We start from the raw sequence: 23,207 nt of genomic DNA, 5'->3' as shown, positions 1-23,207 counted from the left end.
TGCATGTCCCTGCGGAAAACACTCAGTATCAGACCGCGAGTGATGGCTGTCTACTACCTGCGGCCTTCACCATCTGGCGCAGCCCACTCGGGTATGACAGAATCCACTACCATGACCGACTCCATACGTTTCGAGTGCACCGGCCACATCGCCCGGCTGACACTGAATAATCCTGCCCAGCACAATGCCCTCGGGCAGGAACAGCTGAGTGCTATACAGGCATCCCTGGTTACCCTGCAGGATGACGAGCAGGCGAGAGTACTGATCATAACCGGGGAGGGCGACAAGACCTTCTGCGCTGGGGCCTCGCTACAACAGCTCGGCAGCGGCAATCTGTCCGGCGATGCCTTCCAGGAAACCACCGACCTCATCGCAGAACTTGCCATTCCTACGATCTGCGCCATAAGCGGTAATGTGTATGGGGGCGGCGTAGAGTTGGCATTGAGCTGCGACTTCAGGATTGGTATTGCGGGCAGCAAGTTGCGGGTGCCCGCTGCCGCTATCGGTTTGTGCTACCCCGTCAGCGGCATCAACCGTTTTGTTGAACGGCTGGGTGTGAGTGCGGCGAAAAGAATACTGCTTGCCGCCGAGGAAATGCAGGCGCAAACACTGCTGGAGATCGGCTTTCTCGACTATCTCGTGCAGCCGGCGGCCCTGAAGGACACAGCAGAGCAGCTTGCACGTGATATTGCAGCCCTGGCCCCTCTCTCGGTCAGGGCGATGAAGCAGATTATCCAGCAATCAGCCGCCGGCAAGCTCGACCGCGAGTTTGCGCAGGGTCTGGCAATGGAGTGCCTGCGGTCAGCCGATTTGCAAGAGGGCTTCGCGGCGCGGCAGGAAAAGCGGGAGCCACGGTTTCAGGGCAGCTGATCCAGGTCGTTATTTTCTCCCGAAAGCGAAAAATACCCGTGTATCGTCTGCCTGTCCGGGCTTATCTCCAGCGTTCCGTTTGCCGCGCTGGCCGCCAGTGCAGCGATGGAAAACCCGGCGAATTCCGCAGCTTCGAAACTTAGCCCTTCAGGAATGCCTGCGCCATCGTCGTGATACTCAAGGTAGACCTCCCTAATGGACGGCATACTGACGACAACACGTACGCAGCAGGCGCCTGTGGATTGGGAAAACCCATGGCTCATCGAATTCTCGAATAGCTCTCCGATGATGATCGCCAGTGGTATAGCCTGCGTCGCGGGCAACAGTTCACTGGTGGCGTCGTTTACCGCAATCAACCGCTGATTCAGATCCGGATATCGGATGGCTGCTGAACTGAAAAGCCGCCCGACGAAAGCACTGGGGTCGAGGTAGAGTTCCTCGCCGCGGTAGTAAAGCGCATCCTGCACCAGGTCCAGTACTTGCAGTCGGTAGTCCGTGCCGCTTCGAAGAGCTTCCATATCGCCCTGAGCGTACTGGGCGCTGCGCTGGATGCAGGTGTTCGCCCACGCCAATAATTCTTTGTTGTAGCGATGAATGGAGTCCGTAAGTACTCGCTGGATATCCATTTGGTCGAGCAATTCATCGGCGAAGTGATCCGCCACCCGCTGCATCTCCCGGGCCTGCTCCAGCGCCTGCTTCTTCAGCATATGCTCGCGATAGATCCGAAGGAACAAATAGGCAATTCCCAGGAGAAACAATGCATAGAGTGTATAGGCCCACCAGGTCCGCCACGGAGCCGGCTTGACTTCAATATCGAGCGATATACCAGATAGATTCCAAATGCCCGACGCATTGAGTGCTTGCGCTCTAAACACATAGTCCCCCGCCGGGAGGTTGGTGTATGTTGCAGAGCCGCGATTCCCGACATCCACCCAGTCGTCGTCAAAGCCCTCTAGCTTATGACGGTATCGGGTAGATCCGGGGTCGGTAAGGTCTCTAGTGCTGAACTCGAGGTTCAGGAAGCGATCTTTGTGGCCGAGGGTTATGGATTGACTTAGCGCATGATGCCGATCAGTATGAATTCTCCGTCCGCCAATTACTATGTCATTCAGGAATATGGTGGCGGCGGATGGACCTTCGCCAATATCATGAGGATGAAATTTGTAAAAGCCGTTTACACCGCCAAAGTACAAATATCCAAAAGCGTCTTGAAATGAACTGTTCAGTTCAAAGCCTATGCCATCTATCCCATCTTCCTCACCGTATTGAACGACCTTCCCATTACTTGTGCGACGTGCAATACCTTGGTTTGTGGAAAACCAAATTTCCTCTCCGATGCCGCTCTCAATAGAATAAACTGCCTTTTCGGCATATGAGATTTCAGAGAAATCTTGGTTAACTATAGCTCTATTGTCCGTGAATTCGTGAGGAGATTTTTCGTGCTTGAATAAGCCGTCATGCATTGAGCCGAACCAGACAAAATGGTCCGTCTCGTTCGCGGTCCATATGATTGGATGCTCAGCCAGGTCGGAGGATTCGTTCGAATAATTCACGCTGACAAGCTCGTTGTCTACAAGATCTAGTGTTCTCAACCCGGCCTCCGTGCCCACCCAAATAGTTCCATCACTTGATTGAAACATGAAGAGTATCTGATTCTCTCCAGAACTCCCGCTCGCGGCTGCTAGGTGCCTCGCAGCACGTCCTCTAACATCCATTTTCGGGATACCTTGACCATAGGTGCCAAGAAGGAGTTCACCTTCGTTGGTTTTAAGAAAGCTGCTTATTGAATTAGAGCGAAGCCCGTTGATATTAGATAGATCCCAGCGTTGAGCGCGAGGTGTTGCAACTTGCAAAATTTCAAAGCCGAGGTTTCGATACCCCAGATATATGGTTTCATTGCGTTGATAGAGGGTCATAATTCCCTCCCGAAAATAGCCAGTCTCCCCCCGATCTTGATCAATCGAGACAATCTGATCGCTTTCGGACTTTAATAGCGCGAGACCGTGATAGGAAGCTATTAGAATGTCATCGTTCTCTGCCCTCGCAAACCCGACTATCGATTGCAGTAGCGGACTTTTGCTTGAATCAAAAATTTGGAAGGGAGTTTGTACAAGTCGAAAAATCCCTTTGTAAGTGCCAATCCAATACGCGCTGCTCTTGGAGTCTGGAGTTATTGAAATAACGTCGCTGAGTGACTGATGGGATGGTGATGGATGTTCGTTGCAAAACCCCTCGGATGTACAGATCAACAACCCCTGATCTGTGCCAACTAGTGTGGTTCTTTTGTCTTTGAGTACTTCAATATCGTGTACGTTAGAGGATTGAACTCTCTTTGAATTTACGTCAAAAACTCTTGCGGCCTCGCAGTTTTTTGTTTCAGCGTCGAAAAAAATATTCCTCCACCGCGAGACCCGATGATAACTTTATTGTTCCCTAGCTTGGCCAGCTCACTAATATTTTTTAGATCGGAGCAGCTATCAGGTTTGAATTCATTATCGATTTTTCCTTGCATCGAGATCGATAAAACAATGTTCGACGAAAACGAAACTAAAACGCCCCCATTTTCAGTGCCGACAATGTCAGACGGAATTCCGAGCCCACTGGCCGGAACAATATCTGCTCTTCGGCTCCGCGAAGAGAGCGCTAGAATCTTTCCGTTTTCATATGCAAGCCAAAGTAATCCTTTTGGAGAAAAGTAGGCTTCAACCACCCCGTCGTTCTGTCCACCGATCGCCTCAAGCCAATCTGCAGTGACAAATTTTGCTCGACCTCTCTCAAGTGATACGGCTTTGTTATCTGTTGTTAGTGAAAAAATTTCTCCATCCCATACTTCAAGCAAATGGCGTGCGCGGAATCTGACTTGATCACCAACCCTATTTGTAAAGTGAGTGAACTTTCGATCATCTTTCCTTCCGACCTGCGTCACGCCATCAAGAGTCGCTAGCCAAAGTTTACGGTCTGTGGAGTGTAGGGTCGATAATATCGTTGTTGATGCCAGGTGCTTTAGTGCTACCGGAACCTGAATAGTATTTTGAGATCTGGGCTGGCGGTTTGATCCGTTGACTTCAGACGAGTAGATAGGTGCTGAGATAGACATCAGGAGGAAATAAACTAGATACATATAGGGGCCGGCAGCGGGCATACATGTCCTCCTTCAGCACGTGATGATTAGTCGTCTAGTGCTCCAAATAATTTCGATATCTTTCACGGAACGCGGTCTTGAATGCTGAATAAGCCATTGAAATTGATTCAAGTGCTAAAACGTAATCGACTTCATTTCCACCCTTTATATCAGACTCAATTTTCCCCGCAATAGACTTTATCTCTTTCGCACCAAGGTTGGCACTCATCGACTTGATCGCATGAGCTAGAGACTGCAGGTGTTTGGATTCTAGGGTGCTGTTGCGATTACTTAACTCTGAAATTTTTTGATCCATTTGAAGACAAAAACCTACGAATACTTCTTCGAGGATGGCCTTCCCAGTCTGCTCTTGAATATGCAGTATATTGCTCACAGCAGGCTCGTCAATAATCCCTGTGTCTTTGCTCGTCTCATCTGTATCCGAGGCATTTAGTGAAGTGTCGTGACTTTCCTCGTCTTCGAGAAATCCATGTTCGCCGAAATGAGTTGTCAGAATATTCCGGATATCCTCAACTCTAAATGGTTTGCCAAGGAAGCCATCCATTCCTGCTTCAAAAAATGCTTTTCGGTCGCTCGAAGTGGTTCCCGCAGTAAGCGCGATTATTGTGCATGGTGTATGATCATTTTCCGCTTCGGCACTTCGAATAGAGCGTGTCGCTGCAAAGCCGTCCATGAGCGGCATCTGACAGTCCATAAAAATTAAGTCATATCGATTTTGACATTGCATCTGTACTGCTTGCTCGCCATTCTCTGCAATAGCGGCGCTGTATCCACACATTCGAATTACCTCACTGGCAATCCGCTGGTTTGTCGGAATATCCTCCGCAACTAATATCTTGAGAGGTTTCTTTACTCCTTTTCTTTGTTGTGTTTCCCTCGTGGTGGCTGTATTCGCCCCGTGCGCCCAATTTAAAACCGATTGGCTCACGCTTTCCATCGTGGTTGGTTTGCTGATGAGAGCACTTGCGCCCAAGCTTTGGTGCTCCGAGAAGGAATTCAGTGATGTTATGATCGTCGTTCGGCTTTTTAAGAGGAACCAATGCATACTCAAAATCTGCCTGTCCACAGTTGATATGTCGATAAATATAAACGAGTCTGAACCCAAACTATGATACTCAGATATTGTGTCGAGCTCTGTAATCGATGATGCGCCCAAGCGTTTTAGCTGTTCAGCCACCATGTCACGAGTTGATTTGTGGGCGGAAATTATTGCAAAAGAAGTGCTCGAAAATATCTTGTTTTCTGATTGAGAGCTCAGAGTTCTGATATCAAGGATAGGGATGCTTAAGTGCACTGAGGTGCCGACATTTAGCTGGGAGCTCACGTGTATGCTTCCTCCCATTCTTTCCACATAGCTCTTAGTTATTGAAAGGCCAAGACCCGTGCCGCCGTATTGTCTCGTGGTACTAGCGTCGGCCTGAGTAAATGGCTCAAAAACCCTTTCGCAAGTCTCGTCGTCCATTCCAATGCCAGTATCGTTTATTCGGAAATTTAATATTGATGTGTCGGTTCCTACGACTTTTTTGCGATCAACAAGCAGGTCAATATGACCGGATTCTGTGAACTTAATCGCGTTGTTCGTTAAGTTCATTAGGACTTGCCGTAGCTTTCCAGGGTCGCCAACGAAATCCATATCGATACTCGCGTCAATAACGTGGCTCAGTTCGATATTTTTCCTCGAGGCAGGTTCGCTCTGGAGGTAGCAAATTTCTTCGACCAGATCTACTACGTTGAATGGAATGTTTTCAATCTCAATCTTATTGGCTTCGATTTTTGAAAAATCGAGAATGTCGTTGATCAGTGAAAGAAGTGCTGCCCCACTGTTGTTGGCCGCGGTGGCAAATCTGCGCTGCTGCTCACTTAAATCAGTGTGCAGTAGAAGCTCTGTCATGCCAATCATGCCGTGCATCGGCGTCCTTATTTCGTGGCTTACAGTCGCAAGAAATTCGGATTTGGCTCGGTTTGCTGTCTCGGCAGCGTACGTTGCCTCTTGTAAGTCCTGTGTGCGCTCCCTTACTTTTTCCTCTAGCTCCCTCTGTCTAGCGATTGCGATTTCAGATTTCTCTCTTTGGTTTTTCAAATATACCGTTAGTAAAGACAATAAAATAATCGAATATGCTAAGTATGCTGCGCCGCTACGCCAGATTGGTGGGGATACATGTACATTGATTGATTTTCCATCCCAGTTCCAGGTTCCGCCGGGGCTTGCTGCGGCGAGGTGCAGTCGATATGAGCCGGGTGGTAAAGTGGTGAACGATGCCTGCCTTGCATCGTTGGAAATTACCCAGTTTTCGTTGATGCCATCGAGTTTATAGGCATACTGGAGGAGTGATGGCGCTGAATAGTCGGCTGCAAAAAATTCAACCGAGAATATTTTGTCGTTGTGCGTAAGCTCAATATTTTGAAGTTTGTTGTATGGTTTTGCGAAGTTTCTTCTTTCGTTCATGACACGTATTTCTGAGATGCTCACCTGTGGCGGCGATTCTTGATCCTTGAACCCGTTTGGATCAATAATGTTGAAGCCTAAATTTCCACCAAAGTATACAAGACCGCTGGTCGATTTGAAGGATGCGCCCATATTAAACTCCGTATCTTGTAGTCCATCGCGGACCCCGAACTGACGAGCTTCCTTGCTAACGGTATCTAATTTTGTCACACCTCGATTGTGAGAAATCCAAAGATTTCTCTTTATGTCACTTTGGATGCCGTAAATGTTTGAGCTTGGTAGTGAAATGTTCTCGGAGTAGTGGTCGAATTTTTCAATCCCTTCAGTGCGAGCTTGCTTTCCCCATCTATTTAGGCCGCCTCCTTTTGTTCCTATCCATAGGTTTTGATGCTCGTCTTCGTAGAATGACCAGACCATGTCGCTTGAAATACTGTCTGTATTTCCACGCTCGGTATAGTATCTGTCGAATGCCCCTAGATCTGCGGATCTGAGCCGGTTTAGTCCATTTTCTGTGCCCACCCAGATAAATCCCAAGGAGTCTTCGAACAGTGCAAGTACATTGTTGTTACTTAGACTTTGATCGTTGTTGGGCTCGTATATGTACCGCCTGAACACTGATTCATCGGCGCTTAGTGCACTAAGTCCGCCGCCATAAGTACCCACATACAACGTCCCTGATCTAGACCTCATTATCGACGTGATCCCGTTCGCTCCGATAGTGGTATTATCAAATCGCGAATGTCTGAACGTCGTTACCTCATTGGTTATGGTATCAAGTTTATTTAGGCCGCCAGAGAATGTCCCAATCCATAGGATGTTTTCTTCGCCGAGAAGGCTCATTACGGCAGGGCTTGATATTGCAGGAACCGTGTGTTCGTTGATGGTTAAGACCGCGTTGTTGTCTTGGTCTAGTTTGCTTAGCCCATCGTCTGTACCAATCCATATTCTGCCACCTTTCGTTTCCCCGAAGGCGTTAATTGATTCATTTGGTAGGCCTGCTGTTTCTGTATTAAATTTAGCGAATAAGTTTTGGGATCCCGTCGCTAGTCCAAAGATAGTTCCGACCCAGTAGAGGCCTTCCCTAGATTGGTAAATGCTTGATATTCTGTCTGAGGGTAGATTTGTGTTGAGCGTATTGAACTTATGGAAGTCATTCGTATTCTTAGCGTATAAATTGAGGCCATCTAGAGTGCAAATCCAAATCTGATCCGATTTGTCTTCAAATATGTCGATCGGAGTGTTTGAGAGAATTGATCGTGTGTTCTCAGTTGATGTTGTGAAGCGCTGTGCGGAATTTTTTGTTGGATTATATCGAATGACCCCCGACGATGGTGTGAGGGACCAAATATTTCCGCTCGAATCTGAAAGCACTTTGAAAATGGGTTCACTCTCGACGGATCCTCCCGCGGAGAGATTGTGAATGTTTATTTTGGAAGCCACGAGTGGTTCAGTTGTAGTTATTTTGAACAGCCCAGTAGATATGGAGGCGGCCCAAACTGTAGAGTCGGGCGACTGTGTAAAGCTGTTAATCTCTCCCAAGTAAGGTAGTCCGATGGTGCTGGGTGTATAGTGTTCAAATTCTTCAGTCGATGGAGTGAAGATGCTGAACGCATTGTCATACCCTAACCAAATGCGGCCACTTTCATCCAAAAATAAAGTTAGAATATCGTTCCTCAGGGGCGAAGACGCATCGTTTTTATCCGCGGTAAAATGCTCAAACCCGTTGTCAATTTGGTTGTATCGATTTAGCCCCCCACCCCGGGTCGAGACCCAGATCGTCCCTTCGAGGTCTTCTACGATGCTTGTAACTGCGTCGTGTGATATTGAGCTTGGGTTTGTTAGCGAGTATCTGTAGTTCTCGACCTCATGGCCATTGTATCGATTCAGCCCCTCCTGTGTCAGAAACCACATATTGCCACTGGAATCCTGAAACGATTGAGTTACGATCTGTTGGGTGAGCATTGTCGTCACGATGGACGGTTGGAAATCTATGTTTGGCGCGGAGGATGAGTCCATTCCCATCGGTTTGGTAGTGGCGGTGAGCACTATGAGCGCCGTTATAATCTGCAGCCAATAGATCATGTTAGGTTGTGTTCTAGCCTTTAGATGGCTCCAGTGTAATCAATCTGTTTGGCTATGTCTGATCGGGCGATGTATAAAAAGGAATCCGAATAAAAAAGGGAGGCATTGCCTCCCTTTCTGTGTCTTTCATGGTTAAGTCGTTATCGAAGGCTCCACTTGTAGCCGGCCTGGTCGGCGTAGCTGCGGAAGCCCCACTTGTAGCCGGCCTGGTCGGCGTAGCTGCGGAAGCCCCACTTGTAACCGGCCTGGTCGGCGTAGCTGCGGAAGCCCCACTTGTAACCGGCCTGGTCGGCGTAGCTGCGGAAGCCCCACTTGTAGCCGGCCTGGTCGGCGTAGCTGCGGAAGCCCCACTTGTAGCCGGCCTGGTCGGCGTAGCTGCGGAAGCCCCACTTGTAACCGGCCTGGTCGGCGTAGCTGCGGAAGCCCCACTTGTAACCGGCCTGGTCGGCGTAGCTGCGGAAGCCCCACTTGTAGCCGGCCTGGTCGGCGTAGCTGCGGAAGCCCCACTTGTAGCCGGCCTGGTCGGCGTAGCTGCGGAAGCCCCACTTGTAACCGGCCTGGTCGGCGTAGCTGCGGAAGCCCCACTTGTAACCGGCCTGGTCGGCGTAGCTGCGGAAGCCCCACTTGTAGCCGGCCTGGTCGGCGTAGCTGCGGAAGCCCCACTTGTAGCCGGCCTGGTCGGCGTAGCTGCGGAAGCCCCACTTGTAACCGGCCTGGTCGGCGTAGCTGCGGAAGCCCCACTTGTAACCGGCCTGGTCGGCGTAGCTGCGGAAGCCCCACTTGTAGCCGGCCTGGTCGGCGTAGCTGCGGAAGCCCCACTTGTAGCCGGCCTGGTCGGCGTAGCTGCGGAAGCCCCACTTGTAACCGGCCTGGTCGGCGTAGCTGCGGAAGCCCCACTTGTAGCCGGTTTCCGTCGCAACGTTTGACGCTCCCCAAGTGTACTCAAGGTTTGTGGACGCGGACTGCGCCTCTGTTGAGCCTGACGCAATGTGGCCCTCGCTCATTGCCCACTTATAGCTTGTTGGCTGTGCGTCTGCGTTTGCCCAGTCGCTGGAGGTAGCGTTATCTCTGCTACCAGTGCTCCCCCACTTGTATCCGTTAGAGGTCCGATAGGTGACGGTTTGTGCGAGTTCGTGTGCCACTTTGTGAACTGTCGCAGAACTATTGGCAACACCGTTTGCTTGGGGGCCAGGGGCTGCTAGTGCAGCTCCAGCCATTGAAAGTGATATAAGAGCTGCGCTCCACTTGAATACATTCGAAAGATTCTTCATAGGTAATCGGCCTCATCGCACGGTTTTCTGCCACCCCAGTGGCCCAAATTTCCCAACCCTATCTCATCCTTGAGAGGCACTTTTGCCGCCAGTTCGCGGCGCTTGGTACCGTTATAGGGAGCTGCGAGGGGAGGTTGAAGAGGTTTCCATAACCAGTTTGGGGCACTGTATTTCTACAGGATTGACGTGGTCGTCCGCCCATTCATGTTTTGGGTGAGATAGCTGCTTGTAAGGTATTGATAAATATATGGAAAGTAATTTTTGGTGGGGTGGTTTTTAGCGCTTGCCCCATTTGGGTTACGCGCTGGGGCGGGGGTGATATCAGGGGGGTGACTCACCGTCAGCTTGGCGGGAAAGCGCTTCGATTCTGCTGCGCTCTGCAGTGTAGATTTCCAGCCAATCGACTGGCAAGTCTGCGCCGGGTGGCTCCCCGTCGTCGCGTTCGATGTGGCCCTTAACGCCCCATCGGAGTGCGTCGGAGGGGGCATCCTCGGTCGGCTGGGGTGTCAGCAGGTTGTCGATGCCCGGTAGTGTGGGTGCCCCGGTCTCATCCACGATTGCGGGACCTTCGTAATGCGTTTCGCCGCGGATGTCCCGTGCGATATCCAGGCCCTGGTTGCCGCAGCCGGATGTCCCGAGCGTTATAGCCCGGGTCGCGCTGACCGCTCCGCTGCCCTGCAGGAACGGGCTGTAATAGAGGCGCCCGTTTTTGTGAATTGCGGGTTCTGCGCTGCTCATCAATTTGCATTTGATGTCATCGGGTGTCAGCTCCGGTTCCAGTTGCAGGAGTAGCGCGGCAATACCTGAGACGAGTGCGCTGGCCTGCGAGGTGCCGGTCATGACCAGTTCTCCGCTGCTGATCATGTAGTTGGGGTGTTTGCGCGTGAGCGTGCTATCTGGGCTTGCGAGGCCGGCGATATGGCCTCCAGGGGCCACCAGGTCTGGCTTGATGTGTCCGCTGGGCGTTGGGCCACGTGACGAGAACCCGGGGATATAGTCATCATTCCGGTCATCCACGGTCCAGGAATCGGTGTAGGCACCTACAGTGATAATGTAGGGCAAATTTCCGGGCGAGCCGATAGTCATCGGTTCTGGGCCCTCGTTCCCCGCGGCCGCGATGACGCTAATGCCCGCTGCCCAGGCTTGCATGAGTGCCTGATTGATCGGGTCGAGGAAGTAGGGCCAGCGGGGGCGGGCGGCAAATGACAGGTTCAGCACTCGAATATTGAGCTGCTCGCGGTGCTCGACGACCCACTGTATGCCGCGGACGATATCCAGGAAGTCACCTTGCCCTTCTTCGTCGAAGGCCTTAATCGCAACCAGCTGCGCGTCCGGTGCAATGCCCTTGTAGCTGCCATCCGGTTGCCCCTGTGTGAGTACTCGCTCACTGTTTGCGATAACGCTGCTCATGTGTGTGCCGTGTCCACTGGCGTCGGGCACCGGTACGCTGGCTCTGTTGTTTATGGCGTCATAGCGGCCAATGATGCGGGGCTCACCTTCGGTGTCGGTGGCCAGAGCAGGGTGTTCCCACAGGCCGGAGTCGAGCACCGCTACCGTAACACCGCGCCCCGTAATACCATGTCGATGGAGGTCTGCGGCGCCTGAAACGCGCGGGTAATATGTGTCGGATAGGTAATCGGCGTAGCCGGGAATGAGCTTCAATGTGCAGCTTGTGCCGAATTGCAATGTTATCTGGAAATCGCTTTGCTGCCACTGGTCGTGCAAGTCAGAAACATGGGCGGGAAAGGTGATGCTGAATTGTGTGCGCGTGCCCGGCTGCGGGCCCGCCTCTGCTTCCGCCAAGTCAGTGGTTGTCTGCCAGCGATCCTCGCCATCGAGCGTGGCCGGAGAAAGCTCGAGTGTGGCCTCTCCCAGCTGTGCATGCAGTTCGGGGCCAAGACCGGCTGGCCAGGAGAGCTTCACGCTTTTCAGGCGGTCGGTTGCTTCGCCGAGGTTATGGACTGCCCATTTCAGCGTATTGCTCCCAAGGTGAGCCTCGAGCGCGCCGCCCAGCGCACATGCCGTGGCGTCAGGCGGCGGCAAGGGCTCGGACATATCCATCGACAGGTCGTCAATCAGACGTGAGAGCACGGGGGAGCTGCGAATCTGCTCGAGTTGTTGCGTCGTCACGGAGGCGCCCAAGGCGTTGATGATTGGCAGGTCGTGCGTCACGCTCCCCCCTGCACGTTCCACCAGTTCGCGCAGCTCCTGCACCGAATTGCCCTGCAGCATTATCAACAGAGGTTCGTTATCGGGTGCTGCAGCGCGTGACAGTAGCGGGAGGCACAGAACGGCAGTCAGCCACAGTGCCCTGAAATTCATACGAGTTGGTTTGCGATTTGCCAATCTACTGGCCCGAGGCGAGTTGCTCGGAAAAGTTGTGTCGCAGCAGGTTGGGCACTTCCTCTGGGTACACAGGGATGGAAAAGTAATATCCCTGCAGCAGGTCACACTTCTTCTCTACCAGGTAGCGCATCTGTTCGGCGGTTTCGATGCCCTCTGCAATCACGCGCAGGTTGAGAGTGCGCGACAGGGCGAGAATCGCATCGATGATCGCGGCACCGTCCGGGCTGCCAAGATCGGCAATGAAGCTCTGATCGATTTTCAGCGTGTCAATTGGAAAACGCTTGAGGTAACTCAGGGATGAATAGCCGGTACCAAAGTCGTCCACTGCCAGGTCGAGGCCAATGGCCTTGAGTTCCTTCAGTTTGACGATGTTCGTTTCCGCATCGGTCATGATGGCGCCCTCGGTAAGCTCCAGTTCCAGGCGATGCGGCAGCATCTTGGAGTTTTCGAGGAAACCGCGCACGAAGCCCGATAGGCCACTCTGGTTGAACTGCAAGGGGGAGATGTTCACACTCACGCGGAAAGACGGCAAGCCGAGGCTGTCCCAGTACTGGCAGTCCTTGGCGACCTGGGTCATTACCCATTCACCGAGCTCAATGATCTGCCCGGTACGCTCGGCGACCGGGATGAATTCCGCAGGTGATACCATGCCGCGTATTGGATGCTTCCAGCGTACCAGTGATTCCAGGCTCACCACGTTGCCGGTAGCAACCTCTACCTGTGGCTGATAGCGCAGCTCCAGCTCGCCTGACTGCATGCCGTGGCGCAACTCTTCTTCCATTTTGAGTTGTTCAACGGCCTTGGCATTCATTTCTTCGTTGTAGAAGCGGTAGCAGGCCCGCCCCGCGGCCTTTGCCACGTACATGGCGGTGTCCGCGTTGCGAATGAGGCTGTCAGGGTCTTCGCCATCCGTTGGATAAATGGCGATTCCGATGCTGGGGGTAACAACCGGGTTATGTGATTGCAGTGCGATGGGTTGCGAGAGGCTTTCAAGAATCCGCCTTGCAATCCCCTCTACGTGTTGTGTGTCGGGCACATCTGACAATACGACTGTGAACTCGTCACCGCCCAGGCGCGCGATTTCCGCACTGCCATCACCGCTGTTGTCATCGTCGTCATCATCGTCGCTGAAAAAGTTGATAGCGTCGTCCTGGCGCAATTCCAGCGTCAGGCGCTTGGCGATTTCTACCAGCAGTCGGTCGCCTCGCCCGTGGCCGATCGAGTCGTTGATGCGCTTGAAATTATCCAGGTCGATGAAGAGCAGGGCCGCAAAGGAATTACGGCGCTGGCTGCGCTTCAGAATGCGCACCAGTTGTTCATTGAAATTGCGCCTGTTTGGCAGGTTCGTCAGTGGGTCGTAGTAGGCCAGGTAGCGCAGCCGGTCTTCTTGTCGACGCAGGGAGTTGAACGCCTGGCTGGCGCGCAACATGTACTGCACGTCCCGTCCCAGTAGCGACCAGTTGACCGGTTTGGTTTTGTATTGAGTGGCACCGGCGTCAAAGCCTAGATCAATGGATTCGCGATCGTCGGAGCCGGTGACGATCATGATGGGTATGGATTCGCCCTGCGGCATCTCGCGAATGAGCTTGCACACTTCAAGCCCGCTCATGCCCGGCATTTCAACATCAAGGAACACGAGGTCTGGTCGTTCCCGGGCAAACATTTCCAGTGCTTCCGGGCCGCTGCTCGCCTCGACAACAACCATATCTTCCGCTTCCAGGCACTGCCGTGTCAGTAACCGCACGATCTGGTCGTCGTCGCAGACCAGAATTTTTGCGCGTATCGTATGCGAGCTGGGGTTTTGCATCAGTACGTTATGCGCGGCAACCGGAAGAGCGAACAAGGCTATCATCCCATGTCGTTACCGCATAGGTCTCTTTCACGCAGGCAGCCCAGAAGTTCTGCCTATCGTGGGGTGTGTTACAAAATGTCAGGATGAGATGCGCTCCCGCTGTTTGAAACGCTGTTCCTGCACGAAGCGCGGCAGCTGCTGTAGTGGAATGGCCTTGCTGTAGTAGAAACCCTGAACCTGCTCGCAATTTTGGCTGCGCAGGAAAGTGACCTGTTCGTGATTCTCAACGCCCTCGGCGATTACCTCGATGTCCAACCGGCGCGCCATTTCGATGATGAGGCTACAAACTGCCGCCTGTTGCACATTGTGCGGCAGGTCGCGCACGAACGCCGCATCCACTTTGATGGCTGAAATAGGCAGCTCAGTGAGGTGCGTAAGCTGCGAGAAGCCGGTGCCAAAGTCATCCAGGGAAAAGCGGATGCCCAGCTGCATCAGTTCGTGCATGCTCGCCTTGATGGCGGCCGGGTCCTTGAGAATGGTGGTTTCTGTGAGTTCGAATTCCAGGCGCGCGGGGTTTGCGCCTGTGCGCTGCAAGGTATCTTTGACCGCAGCGATGAAACGGTCGTCCTGAATCTGCGAGAAGGAAATGTTGACCGCCACTACCACGTCATCCATGCGCTGGTCGCCCAGCCAGTTGAGCGCACAGCAAGCATGCTGAATGACCTGATAACCAATGGTTTTCATCAGGCCCATGTCTTCGCACTCGGCGATAAACTCGCCCGGGCAAATAAGGCCGCGCTGGGGGTGGTTCCAGCGCAGTAGCGCTTCCAGCCCGGCGAGACGTCCGCGCTCGAGATCCATCCGGGGCTGATAGTGCAGTTCGAATTGGTTGTGTCGGGCCGCAACCCGCAGTTCGGCTGCCAGTGTGCTGCTGCCCTGCATATCAAACTGCAGATGGTCGCTGTAGGCCACGAAGCGGCAGCCGGGGATAGCCTTGGCCTGCAGCATGGCGCTGCGCGCGTGATCCATCAGTTCACTCATGTTGGCAGCGTCGTCCGCGAAAAGTGCGCCCCCGATGCTGGCGTCGATGGCGACGTGTTGGCCTTCCAGATAGTACGGGGCCGCAATCGCCTGCAGCATCTTGTCGGCGATACGGGCCATGTCAGCGGGCGCACCCACGTCTTCCAGTACAACCGCAAACTCGTCGCCCCCCAGCCGCGCAATGCTGTCACTGCTGCGCAATTTGCTCAGCATGCGCTGGCTGAGTGCCTGGATCACGGCATCACCGTTCTGTTCACCGTAGTGGTCGTTGATGTTGGTGAACTGGTCGACGTTGAGATAAAGCAGGGCGGTTTTGAAGCGGTAGCGCTGCGAACGCTGCATGGCACGTTCGAGGTGCGCGCGAAAGCCCGCGCGGTTCAGTGTTCCGGTCAGTGCGTCGCGGCTGGACAGTTCGCTGATGGTGGTGCGTGCCTGCTTCAGTTCGATGCTGTAGTCGAGCAGGCGGTGCAACATCGGATCCTGCAGTTGCCCGCGAACGAGGTAGTCCTGCGCGCCACTATCGCGCAACTGTCGCAGTTGCTCGCTGTCGGGTATGTTGTCACGCAGGAGGATGATGGGCAGCGATGGCACGTGTTTCTGCGCCAGGCGCAGCAGGTAATCGGTTTCCGGCCCGGCGGCCAGGATAACGGCATCGATCGCCGGGTCCATCAGCGTGTCGAGTGGGCGTTCGAGAGCGGTGTTGCTGTTGAGCCTGAAGCGCCGGGGCTCGGCACGATCCAGGCAATCCGCCAGGATCAGATGATCTGTTTTATTGGCCGAAATCGCCAGAATCGTTCGCAGATCCACAGGTTCCCCGCGCTTTACTGTGCACTGTGAGAGAGCCCGGGGCCCTCAACAGCACGTTAATGTTGCTCGTTATTCTATATATAACATGAGGTTATACGTAGTATGTGAGAGAAATTCTAGTAATTTTTCCCAAATGCCGGCGCTTTCACGGTATTTTCCACGCATGAGCGACGAGGTTGGCTGTCTGGGGCTCGGCGACACAGGCGCAAATTGTGCTAGAATCGCCCGCCCTTGCGCACGACAGGCCGAGCATGAGCATTGCTTCCGACAAGCTGGAATCTATTCGCAAACAGGTTCAGGTCCACCTGGACAACGCTGAGCGCAGTGAGATGAGTCCTGCGCGTGAGCGCGAGCTGTGTGACCGCATTGGCCGACGCTTGCAGGCGGAGAACGCGGTCATCGTTGCGCATTATTATACGGCGCCCGCGATCCAGGCGCTTGCCGAGGCTACCGGGGGCTGTGTATCAGACTCCCTCGAAATGGCGCGCTTCGGTCACGATCACCCGGCCACCACGCTTATTGTCGCGGGTGTAAGATTCATGGGGGAAACGGCGAAGATTCTCACCCCGGACAAGCGTGTGCTCATGCCCACCCTCGAGGCGACCTGCTCTCTGGATCTGGGCTGCCCGATTGAGGAATTCTCCGCGTTCTGTGATGCGCATCCGGACCGCGAAGTCGTGGTATATGCCAATACATCTGCCGCCGTAAAGGCGCGCGCGGATTGGGTGGTGACGTCGAGCATTGCGCTGGATGTTGCCGAGCACCTCGCTGCACAGGGCAAGAAAATCATCTGGGCCCCGGACCGTCACCTGGGCGACTATGTGCGCAGCCAGACGGGGGCCGACATTCTCATGTGGGATGGCGCCTGTATTGTGCATGAGGAATTCAAGGCCCGTGGCATAGCGGATCTCAAGCGTGTTTACCCGGATGCCGCGGTGCTGGTGCACCCGGAGTCGCCGGCAGCGGTACTGGAGTTGGCCGACCGCGTGGGCTCCACAACGCAGATTATCCGCGCGGCACAGGAGCTCCCCAATCCACGCTTCATTGTGGCGACGGATCAGGGCATTTTCTACAAACTGCAGCAGCAGGCTCCGGGCAAGGAGTTCATCATCGCGCCCACTGCCGGCAATGGCGCAACGTGCCGCAGCTGCGCCAACTGTCCGTGGATGGCGATGAACGAGTTGCAGGCGCTGGACCAGGTGTTCGAGCGCGACGACAATGAAGTGTTTGTTGACCCGGCGGTTGGCCGGCAGGCGATGGTGCCGCTGCGGCGTATGTTGGATTTTGCTGCCAATCTCAACAAGGGCGTCATCGGCAACGCCTGATCAGATGTCCATGCGCTCGCGCAGGGTGTCGATGTCAACCAGGCGCTCGTTGATTCTCGCCGCGGCCACGTGGTTCGATCCGACCAGTTTCAGGGCATAGCTCAACTGTTTTTCCGCTTCGCCCAGATTACCATTGAGAATGAAGTACTCGGCGCGCGACTGGTGCAGGCCGACGATGTTTCCGGACAGTCCCTGCACCTCAGCCAGCAGGTACCATAGCGCCGGGTCCTCCGGGCGCACCTTGCTCTGCTCCAGCAGCACGGCTTCCGAAATGTGCGGTTTCCTGTCGCGCATCAACGCACGGGCATAGGCCATGGCCAGCGGGTGACTACCGGGTGATAGCTTCAGCTCGCGCTCCAACAGCGCCGCTGCCTTGCCAGGCTCCCCGCGCGTCATCAGTATTTCCGCATTGGCGAGTTTGTACTCGAGACGGTCGGCATCGCCAGACCAGATGCTGTCCAGCTCAAGCGCGGCCTGATCGACCCGACCGGCATCCGTGAGCGCCAACACCAGACCGTAGGTAGATGCCTCGCGTGATCGTGTATTGCCGTCCAGCTCGCCGCGGAACTGCTGAATGGCGGCTTCTGGCGTCGCGGCGAGGTGGTTGGTCACCCTGGCCCGCATCAACTGGTACTGCAGATCGTCTTCCCGGACCGGGCTGGTGTATTGCCGCGCCCGGTTGCGCGTATCGGCAATGCGGTTTTCCGACAACGGGTGAGTGCGCAGGAATTCCGGTATGCGGTTGCCGCTGGTGTAACGCGATGCCTGCAGCATGCGCTCGAACATCGCGGGGGTTGCATGGGGGTCCAGCCCAGCGGCCACCAGCGTCTGCATGCCCACGCGATCCGCTTCCGCTTCGTTGCTGCGGCTATAACGCAGTGCGGAGTCCTGCGCCGCTGCCTGTGCTGCCGATAGCGCGGCCATCCCGGCGTCACCGCCGGCTGTGGCGAGCAGTACGAAACCCGCCAGCATGGCGGCCAGGTTCAGGGGTTGCTGGTTGCGCTGAAATTCAACCCGCCGTGAAAAGTGGCGCTGGCTCAGGTGGGCAATTTCGTGGGCCAGTACCGAGGCCAGTTCGTCTTCTGTCTGGGCGTACATCAGCAGGCCGTTGTGCACGCCGATGACGCCGCCCGGTACCGCAAAGGCGTTGATGGTGGGGTTGTCGACCAGCACGAGGTCAATGCGTCGATCCTCCAGCTGGCTGTGTATCACCAGACGGTAAATCAGGTCCTCCAGGTAATCGAAGAGCAGAGGGTCGTCCATGGTGGACGCCTGACTGCGAAAGATCTTCAGCCAGGTTCTACCGAGTTGGTATTCGTACTCCGCGGAAAACAGGCTGGTGCTGGACTCGCCCAGATTCGGTAGCTTGAGCCCCTCCACAGCCTGAACGTGCGCCATCGGTAGCAGCGCCACCAGCAGCGCAGCGCTCAGGTACTTGGGTCTGAAAAATCGGAGCAGCATACGCTCAACACATACCACGTTTGATCCAGGCCGCGCGGGTCGACGGCAATCACTGTATTGTACGTTAAGGGCGCGCGAGCGGCCCAGCACGGTCGCAGTCCTTGTGATGACGGTTTGCTGGAAAAGTTCAGCGCTGTTGGGGTGTATCGGATGAACCGATATACTGCGCGGCGAATTGGCGAGGTGGTTGAGCGATGCGGGCGGTAGACGAAGCAGCGGAGGAGGTTGACGCACAGGGCCTGGATTGCCCCATGCCCCTTTTGCTGGCAAAAAGGGCCCTGAACGGCTTGCCATCCGGCGCCTGTTTACGTGTGCTGGCCACCGACCGGGGTTCCCAGCGAGACTTTCGCGTGTTTGCCGAGCAATCCGGTCACCTGTTATTGGAAGCTGACGAATGTGATGGCGTTTACGCCTATCTTCTGAAAAAGCGTTAGGCGACGGGAAACTGCTGCATGCTGGATATCTTCAACAAGTGGTACAAGCGCTACCTTTTCGAGGAAGAATCGGTGCTGTTGCTGGTACTGTTGCTGCTGGCGGTGGTCTTGCTGGCCACCATCGGCGACATTCTGGCGCCGGTGGTGGCTTCAATCGTCCTCGCCTACCTCATGCAGGGCCTTGCGGGGCGGCTGGAGCGGCGCGGCCTGCCGGGTTGGGTCGGCGTGAGCGTTGCCTACACGCTCTTTGTGGGTATCTTCTTTGGCGTTACCCTGGGGCTGCTGCCGCTGGTGTGGCGCCAGCTGGTGGCGCTGGCGGCGGAAATGCCGCGCATGCTCGAGCAGGGCCGTGAGCTACTCGTTCTGTTGCCCGGCCGCTACCCGGATGTGGTCAGCCAGCAGCAGATCAACCAGATGGTCGCGCTGGCACAGGCGGAGCTCGGCGGCCTGGGGCAGCAGGTGGTTACCCGTTCGCTCGCGACCATTCCCAGTATCCTCACGCTGTTGGTCTACATGATCCTGATTCCGATTCTGGTGTTTTTCTTTCTCAAGGATCGGCGGCAGATTCTCGCCTGGCTGGCGACCTTCCTGCCCACGGAGCGGCCCCTGTTGCGCCGTATCTGGTCGGAAATGGACACGCAGGTGGCGAATTATGCGCGGGGCAAGGTGCTGGAGATCCTCATCGTGGGCTCGGTCAGCTATGTCAGCTTCACGTTCCTGAACCTCAACTACGCCGCGCTGCTTGCCCTGTGCGTGGGCCTGTCGGTGATCATTCCCTATCTGGGGGCAGCCCTGGTGACACTGCCCGTCTTGCTGGTGGGTTTCTTCCAGTGGGGCTTCACCAATGAATTTTATTGGCTGATAGCGGTCTATTTCATCATCCAGGGGCTGGACGGTAATGTGCTGGTGCCTTTGCTGTTCTCCGAGGCAGTCAATTTGCACCCGGTCGCCATCATCCTGGCGGTGCTGTTTTTCGGTGGCATCTGGGGGCTCTGGGGTGTGTTTTTTGCCATTCCCCTGGCAACCCTGATCAAGGCGGTGATCAACGCCTGGCCAACACCCGCACAGGGTGATAATCAACGCAGTCTGGAGTAAGTCATGCAAGCATTCCGGTTTGGACAGTGGCGCAGCGCACTGGCCCTCTTTTCTGTGCTCGCGTTGCTGGCCGCCTGTGCCAGCCTGCCTGCTGGGCAGCCGCAGCCGGTCAAGAGCCCCAATGACGACTACGCGTACCGTTACCTCACCCTGCCCAACCAGCTCGAAGTGTTGCTCATTTCCGATCCGGAAGCGCCCAAGGCCGCCGCGTCGCTGGATGTGCTGGTAGGCAGTGGAGACAACCCACCCGGTCGCGAGGGCCTGGCACATTTTCTCGAGCACATGCTGTTCCTGGGTACCGACAAGTTCCCGGAAGCGGGTGATTACCAGCAGTTCATCGCCCAGCATGGCGGCAGTCACAATGCTTACACCAGTTTTGAGCACACCAATTACTTCTTCGACATCCAGGCGGGGTACCTGCCGGGTGCTCTGGACCGGTTTGCCCAGTTCTTTGTGGCCCCGCGGTTTGACGCCGTCTACGTCGAGCGCGAGATGAATGCGGTGGAGGCCGAATACCAGATGGGCCTGCGCAGTGACTCACGCCGCGGGCTGGATGTGCTGCAGGATGTCATGAACCCGGCGCACCCCTTCAGCGCCTTTACGGTCGGCAGCCTGCAAACACTGGCGGATACACCGGAACAACCGATTCGCGAAGATCTGCTGCGTTTTTACGAGCAACACTATTCGGCGAACAAGATGCGCCTGGTGGTGTTTGGCGCTGAGCCGCTGGACGCGCTTCAGGCCCTTGTCACACCGTTGTTCAGTGCGGTTCCCAACCGCGATACGGAAGTCGCGGAGATTGCAGCCCCGCTGTTTGCGCCCCAAAGCCTGCCGATGCTGCTGCAGGTGCAGCCCCAGGCGACCCTGCGCCAGCTGGAGGTTTCATTCCCGGTGGCGGATTACCGGGCTGCATATCGCAGCAACCCGCTGGCCTATCTGGGCAACCTGGTGGGGCACGAGGGCAAGGGCAGCCTGTTATCGCAGCTCAAGGCAGAAGGGCTTGCCGAAACCCTCGCCGCGGGCTCTGGCCTGGGCTGGCGGGGCGGCGCTCTGTTCAGCATCAGCATTGGCCTCACCGAGGAGGGGCTTGCGCAGCAGGACCGGGTTCTGCAACTTCTGTTCAGCTACCTGGAACTGCTGCGTGAAAACGGGCCACAGCAGTGGTTGTATGAAGAGCAAGCGCGCCTCGCGGAGTTGCAGTTCCGCTTTCGCGAGCAGGCCAATCCGGTCAGCTATGTCAGCGCCCTGGCCAGCAGCATGCATGACTATGCGCCTGTGGATATCCTGCGCGGTGGCAGCGTGATGAGTGAGTACTCACCTGAACTGATCAGCGAGCTGCAGGCAGCGCTGGTACCGGAGAATGCACTGGTCACCCTCAGCCATGCCTCCGCCACCGTGGACCGGGAGAGCCCCTATTATGAAGTGCCCTACAGTGTACAGCCGGTTAGCGCCGAGCGGCTGGCGCGCTGGACCGCGCCCGCGCCTGATATCGCGATGGCACTGCCTGCGCCCAACGAATTTATCGCAGAGGATGTCAGCCTGGTGGTTGACGAGCCGGTAGCGCAGGCGCCGCAACGCGCTTTCGAGAGCGCAAGGCAGACCGTGTGGTTCGGGCAGGACACCGAATTCGGGGTACCGCGCGGGGCGCTCTATATCAACTTCCGCTCATCCGAGGTGGGCGCAACACCGCAGCAGGCCGCCGCGGCGCTGTTGTATACCGCCTTGTTGAAGGACGCGGTCAACGAATTCACCTATCCAGCGCTTCTGGCTGGCCTGGACTTTGACATCTACAAGCATGCCCAGGGGATCAGTCTGCGCATCAGCGGTTACGACGACAAGCAGCAGCGCCTGCTGGACCGCTTGCTGGCAGCGATCGATGACGCCAGCTTCAGTGAGCAGCGGTTCAACAACATCCGCGCTGATATGGTGCGCAACCTGCGCAACGCGGTGGCCAAGCGACCCAGCAGCCAGGTGATGGACGATGCCCGTGAGGCGTTATTGCACGGTGAATGGGGCGAGCAACCGCTGATTGATGCCTTGCTTGGCATGGATCTGGCCACTTTGGATACCTGGGTGCAGGGGTTCTGGGGCGGCGCGACGGCGGAAACCCTGCTTTACGGCAATTACACGGCAGGCAAGGTCGAGGCGGTTGCGGAGCGCGTGGGCCTGCTGCTGGCGGCGGGCGAGCCACCCGCGTTGCCACCGCTGCAAGTCACACGCCTGACCTCAGGTGAAGCCCTGAAATATGTTGTCGATGTACCCCACGATGACGCAGTGGTGGGGTGGTATCTGCAAGGCGCCAGTAATGCATGGGGTGATCGCGCCGCAACCGCATTGACCGCGCACATCATCAAGACCGGCTTCTATCAGCAACTGCGCACCGAACAACAGCTCGGCTACGTGGTCAGCGCCTTCGCCTGGCCCCAGCTCGATGTGCCCGGACTCATGATGCTGGTGCAGTCCCCGAGTACCCCGGCGCCGGCAGTTATGGCCTCGATGGAAGCCTACCTACGCAGTGTGGAGGGTAGCCTGGATGAGCAGCAGTTCCTGCGTTATCGAGAGTCGCTGGTTGGTGAGATCCTGCGCCCCGAGAAGAATCTCTGGGAGCGTGCGGAGTTTTATTGGCAGTCTATCGCCAAGCGCGAGTTTGCGTTCGACGGCCGTCAGCAGCTTGCGGATGCGGTGCAGTCGATCACACTGGAGGACTGGCGCCTGTACTTTCAGCGCGTATTCATGGCGGAGCCGCGGTCTTTACTGCTGGTGGCGCCGGGCAAGGCCGCCAGCGTGCCGGAGGGCCATGGTGCCCCGGTGGCGTCAGCAGCTGCGGTGAAGGCCCGGCTTGGGGTTTACACCATCCAGTAGGCGGAGCGGTCTGAGCGCCGCGCCCGCCGAAAACAGGCCCTATTTAGTTCTAAAAAGGAACTATGTAGTTGGCAGAATGGTTCCGGGTGGTGCGCGGTGCCGTACCGTTAGCACGGCACGTCCGTGCAAAGGCGGGCATTTTCTGGCATAAACGGCTATACTGGTGTGAGTGATGTGACGGCATAAGCAGTTCTTATTTGGAACCTATAAAAGCGCGCACTCACATGTCACCC

General features: G+C 55.8%; 13 protein-coding genes. 5 read left to right on the top strand and 8 right to left on the bottom strand.

Going from position 1 to position 23,207, the window contains the following annotated elements; translation table 11 throughout:
* Positions 1-93 precede the first annotated feature (93 nt).
* Positions 94-870, top strand: a complete 777-nt coding sequence (locus EGJ68_RS15385; protein ID WP_233248857.1) for an enoyl-CoA hydratase/isomerase family protein — start codon at positions 94-96, stop codon at positions 868-870.
* On the opposite strand, the gene EGJ68_RS15380 is transcribed toward EGJ68_RS15385, so the two are convergent.
* The 7 genes from EGJ68_RS15380 to EGJ68_RS15355 form a co-directional block, all read right to left on the bottom strand.
* Positions 858-2,786 carry a triple tyrosine motif-containing protein gene (locus EGJ68_RS15380; RefSeq protein WP_123035450.1) on the bottom strand — a complete coding sequence of 643 codons (1,929 nt, stop codon included), beginning with the start codon at positions 2,784-2,786 and terminating at the stop codon, positions 858-860. The genes EGJ68_RS15385 and EGJ68_RS15380 overlap by 13 nt on opposite strands.
* Positions 2,787-3,208: 422 nt before the next feature.
* On the bottom strand, positions 3,209-4,012 hold the full coding sequence (locus tag EGJ68_RS18165; RefSeq protein ID WP_158283698.1) for a hypothetical protein: 804 nt from the start codon (positions 4,010-4,012) through the stop codon (positions 3,209-3,211).
* 34 nt (positions 4,013-4,046) lie between these two features.
* Positions 4,047-8,369 carry a two-component regulator propeller domain-containing protein gene (locus EGJ68_RS15375; RefSeq protein ID WP_158283697.1) on the bottom strand — a complete coding sequence of 1,441 codons (4,323 nt, stop codon included), beginning with the start codon at positions 8,367-8,369 and terminating at the stop codon, positions 4,047-4,049.
* Between the two features lie 311 nt (positions 8,370-8,680).
* Positions 8,681-9,544, bottom strand: coding sequence for a hypothetical protein (locus EGJ68_RS15370; protein ID WP_123035448.1), 864 nt, complete (start codon positions 9,542-9,544; stop codon positions 8,681-8,683).
* Between the two features lie 588 nt (positions 9,545-10,132).
* Positions 10,133-12,043 (bottom strand): S8 family peptidase, encoded by a 1,911-nt coding sequence (locus EGJ68_RS15365; protein ID WP_233248866.1) that lies wholly within the window; start codon positions 12,041-12,043, stop codon positions 10,133-10,135.
* A 115-nt stretch (positions 12,044-12,158) separates the two neighbouring features.
* Positions 12,159-13,964 carry a two-component system response regulator gene (locus EGJ68_RS15360; protein ID WP_123035586.1) on the bottom strand — a complete coding sequence of 602 codons (1,806 nt, stop codon included), beginning with the start codon at positions 13,962-13,964 and terminating at the stop codon, positions 12,159-12,161.
* A gap of 123 nt (positions 13,965-14,087) precedes the next feature.
* Complete coding sequence (locus tag EGJ68_RS15355) at positions 14,088-15,797, bottom strand: putative bifunctional diguanylate cyclase/phosphodiesterase (protein ID WP_123035446.1); 1,710 nt, start codon at positions 15,795-15,797, stop codon at positions 14,088-14,090.
* Positions 15,798-16,048: 251 nt separating this feature from the next.
* On the opposite strand from EGJ68_RS15355, the gene nadA reads away from it, so the two are divergent.
* Positions 16,049-17,122 carry a quinolinate synthase NadA gene (gene nadA, locus EGJ68_RS15350; protein ID WP_123035445.1) on the top strand — a complete coding sequence of 358 codons (1,074 nt, stop codon included), beginning with the start codon at positions 16,049-16,051 and terminating at the stop codon, positions 17,120-17,122.
* Here nadA and EGJ68_RS15345 read toward each other — a convergent pair whose 3' ends face one another.
* Positions 17,123-18,583, bottom strand: a complete 1,461-nt coding sequence (locus EGJ68_RS15345; RefSeq protein ID WP_123035444.1) for a M48 family metalloprotease — start codon at positions 18,581-18,583, stop codon at positions 17,123-17,125.
* 194 nt (positions 18,584-18,777) lie between these two features.
* Here EGJ68_RS15345 and EGJ68_RS15340 point away from each other — a divergent pair, with 194 nt between their 5' ends.
* The 3 genes from EGJ68_RS15340 to EGJ68_RS15330 are packed head-to-tail and all read left to right on the top strand — an operon-like array spanning position 18,778 to position 22,974.
* Positions 18,778-19,017 carry a sulfurtransferase TusA family protein gene (locus tag EGJ68_RS15340; RefSeq protein ID WP_123035443.1) on the top strand — a complete coding sequence of 80 codons (240 nt, stop codon included), beginning with the start codon at positions 18,778-18,780 and terminating at the stop codon, positions 19,015-19,017.
* 18 nt (positions 19,018-19,035) lie between these two features.
* Positions 19,036-20,112, top strand: coding sequence for an AI-2E family transporter (locus EGJ68_RS15335; RefSeq protein WP_123035442.1), 1,077 nt, complete (start codon positions 19,036-19,038; stop codon positions 20,110-20,112).
* Positions 20,113-20,115: 3 nt separating this feature from the next.
* Positions 20,116-22,974, top strand: a complete 2,859-nt coding sequence (locus EGJ68_RS15330; protein WP_123035441.1) for an insulinase family protein — start codon at positions 20,116-20,118, stop codon at positions 22,972-22,974.
* Positions 22,975-23,207 lie beyond the last annotated feature (233 nt).

This window comes from Haliea alexandrii (assembly GCF_003719295.1).
Lineage (GTDB): Bacteria > Pseudomonadota > Gammaproteobacteria > Pseudomonadales > Halieaceae > Haliea > Haliea alexandrii.
The sequence above is the reverse complement of the archived record's forward strand: the minus strand, read 5'-3'. Positions and strand labels throughout refer to the sequence as shown.

Excerpts from the sequence above, each read along its gene's own strand:
- EGJ68_RS15385 (WP_233248857.1), top strand. The coding sequence starts at position 94 with ATGACAGAATCCACTACCATGACCGACTCCATACGTTTCGAGTGCACC.
- EGJ68_RS15380 (WP_123035450.1), bottom strand. The coding sequence starts at position 2,786 with ATGACCCTCTATCAACGCAATGAAACCATATATCTGGGGTATCGAAAC.
- EGJ68_RS18165 (WP_158283698.1), bottom strand. The coding sequence starts at position 4,012 with ATGCCCGCTGCCGGCCCCTATATGTATCTAGTTTATTTCCTCCTGATG.
- EGJ68_RS15375 (WP_158283697.1), bottom strand. The coding sequence starts at position 8,369 with ATGTGGTTTCTGACACAGGAGGGGCTGAATCGATACAATGGCCATGAG.
- EGJ68_RS15370 (WP_123035448.1), bottom strand. The coding sequence starts at position 9,544 with ATGAGCGAGGGCCACATTGCGTCAGGCTCAACAGAGGCGCAGTCCGCG.
- EGJ68_RS15365 (WP_233248866.1), bottom strand. The coding sequence starts at position 12,043 with ATGCTGCAGGGCAATTCGGTGCAGGAGCTGCGCGAACTGGTGGAACGT.
- EGJ68_RS15360 (WP_123035586.1), bottom strand. The coding sequence starts at position 13,964 with ATGCAAAACCCCAGCTCGCATACGATACGCGCAAAAATTCTGGTCTGC.
- nadA (WP_123035445.1), top strand. The coding sequence starts at position 16,049 with ATGAGCATTGCTTCCGACAAGCTGGAATCTATTCGCAAACAGGTTCAG.
- EGJ68_RS15345 (WP_123035444.1), bottom strand. The coding sequence starts at position 18,583 with ATGCTGCTCCGATTTTTCAGACCCAAGTACCTGAGCGCTGCGCTGCTG.
- EGJ68_RS15340 (WP_123035443.1), top strand. The coding sequence starts at position 18,778 with ATGCGGGCGGTAGACGAAGCAGCGGAGGAGGTTGACGCACAGGGCCTG.
- EGJ68_RS15335 (WP_123035442.1), top strand. The coding sequence starts at position 19,036 with ATGCTGGATATCTTCAACAAGTGGTACAAGCGCTACCTTTTCGAGGAA.
- EGJ68_RS15330 (WP_123035441.1), top strand. The coding sequence starts at position 20,116 with ATGCAAGCATTCCGGTTTGGACAGTGGCGCAGCGCACTGGCCCTCTTT.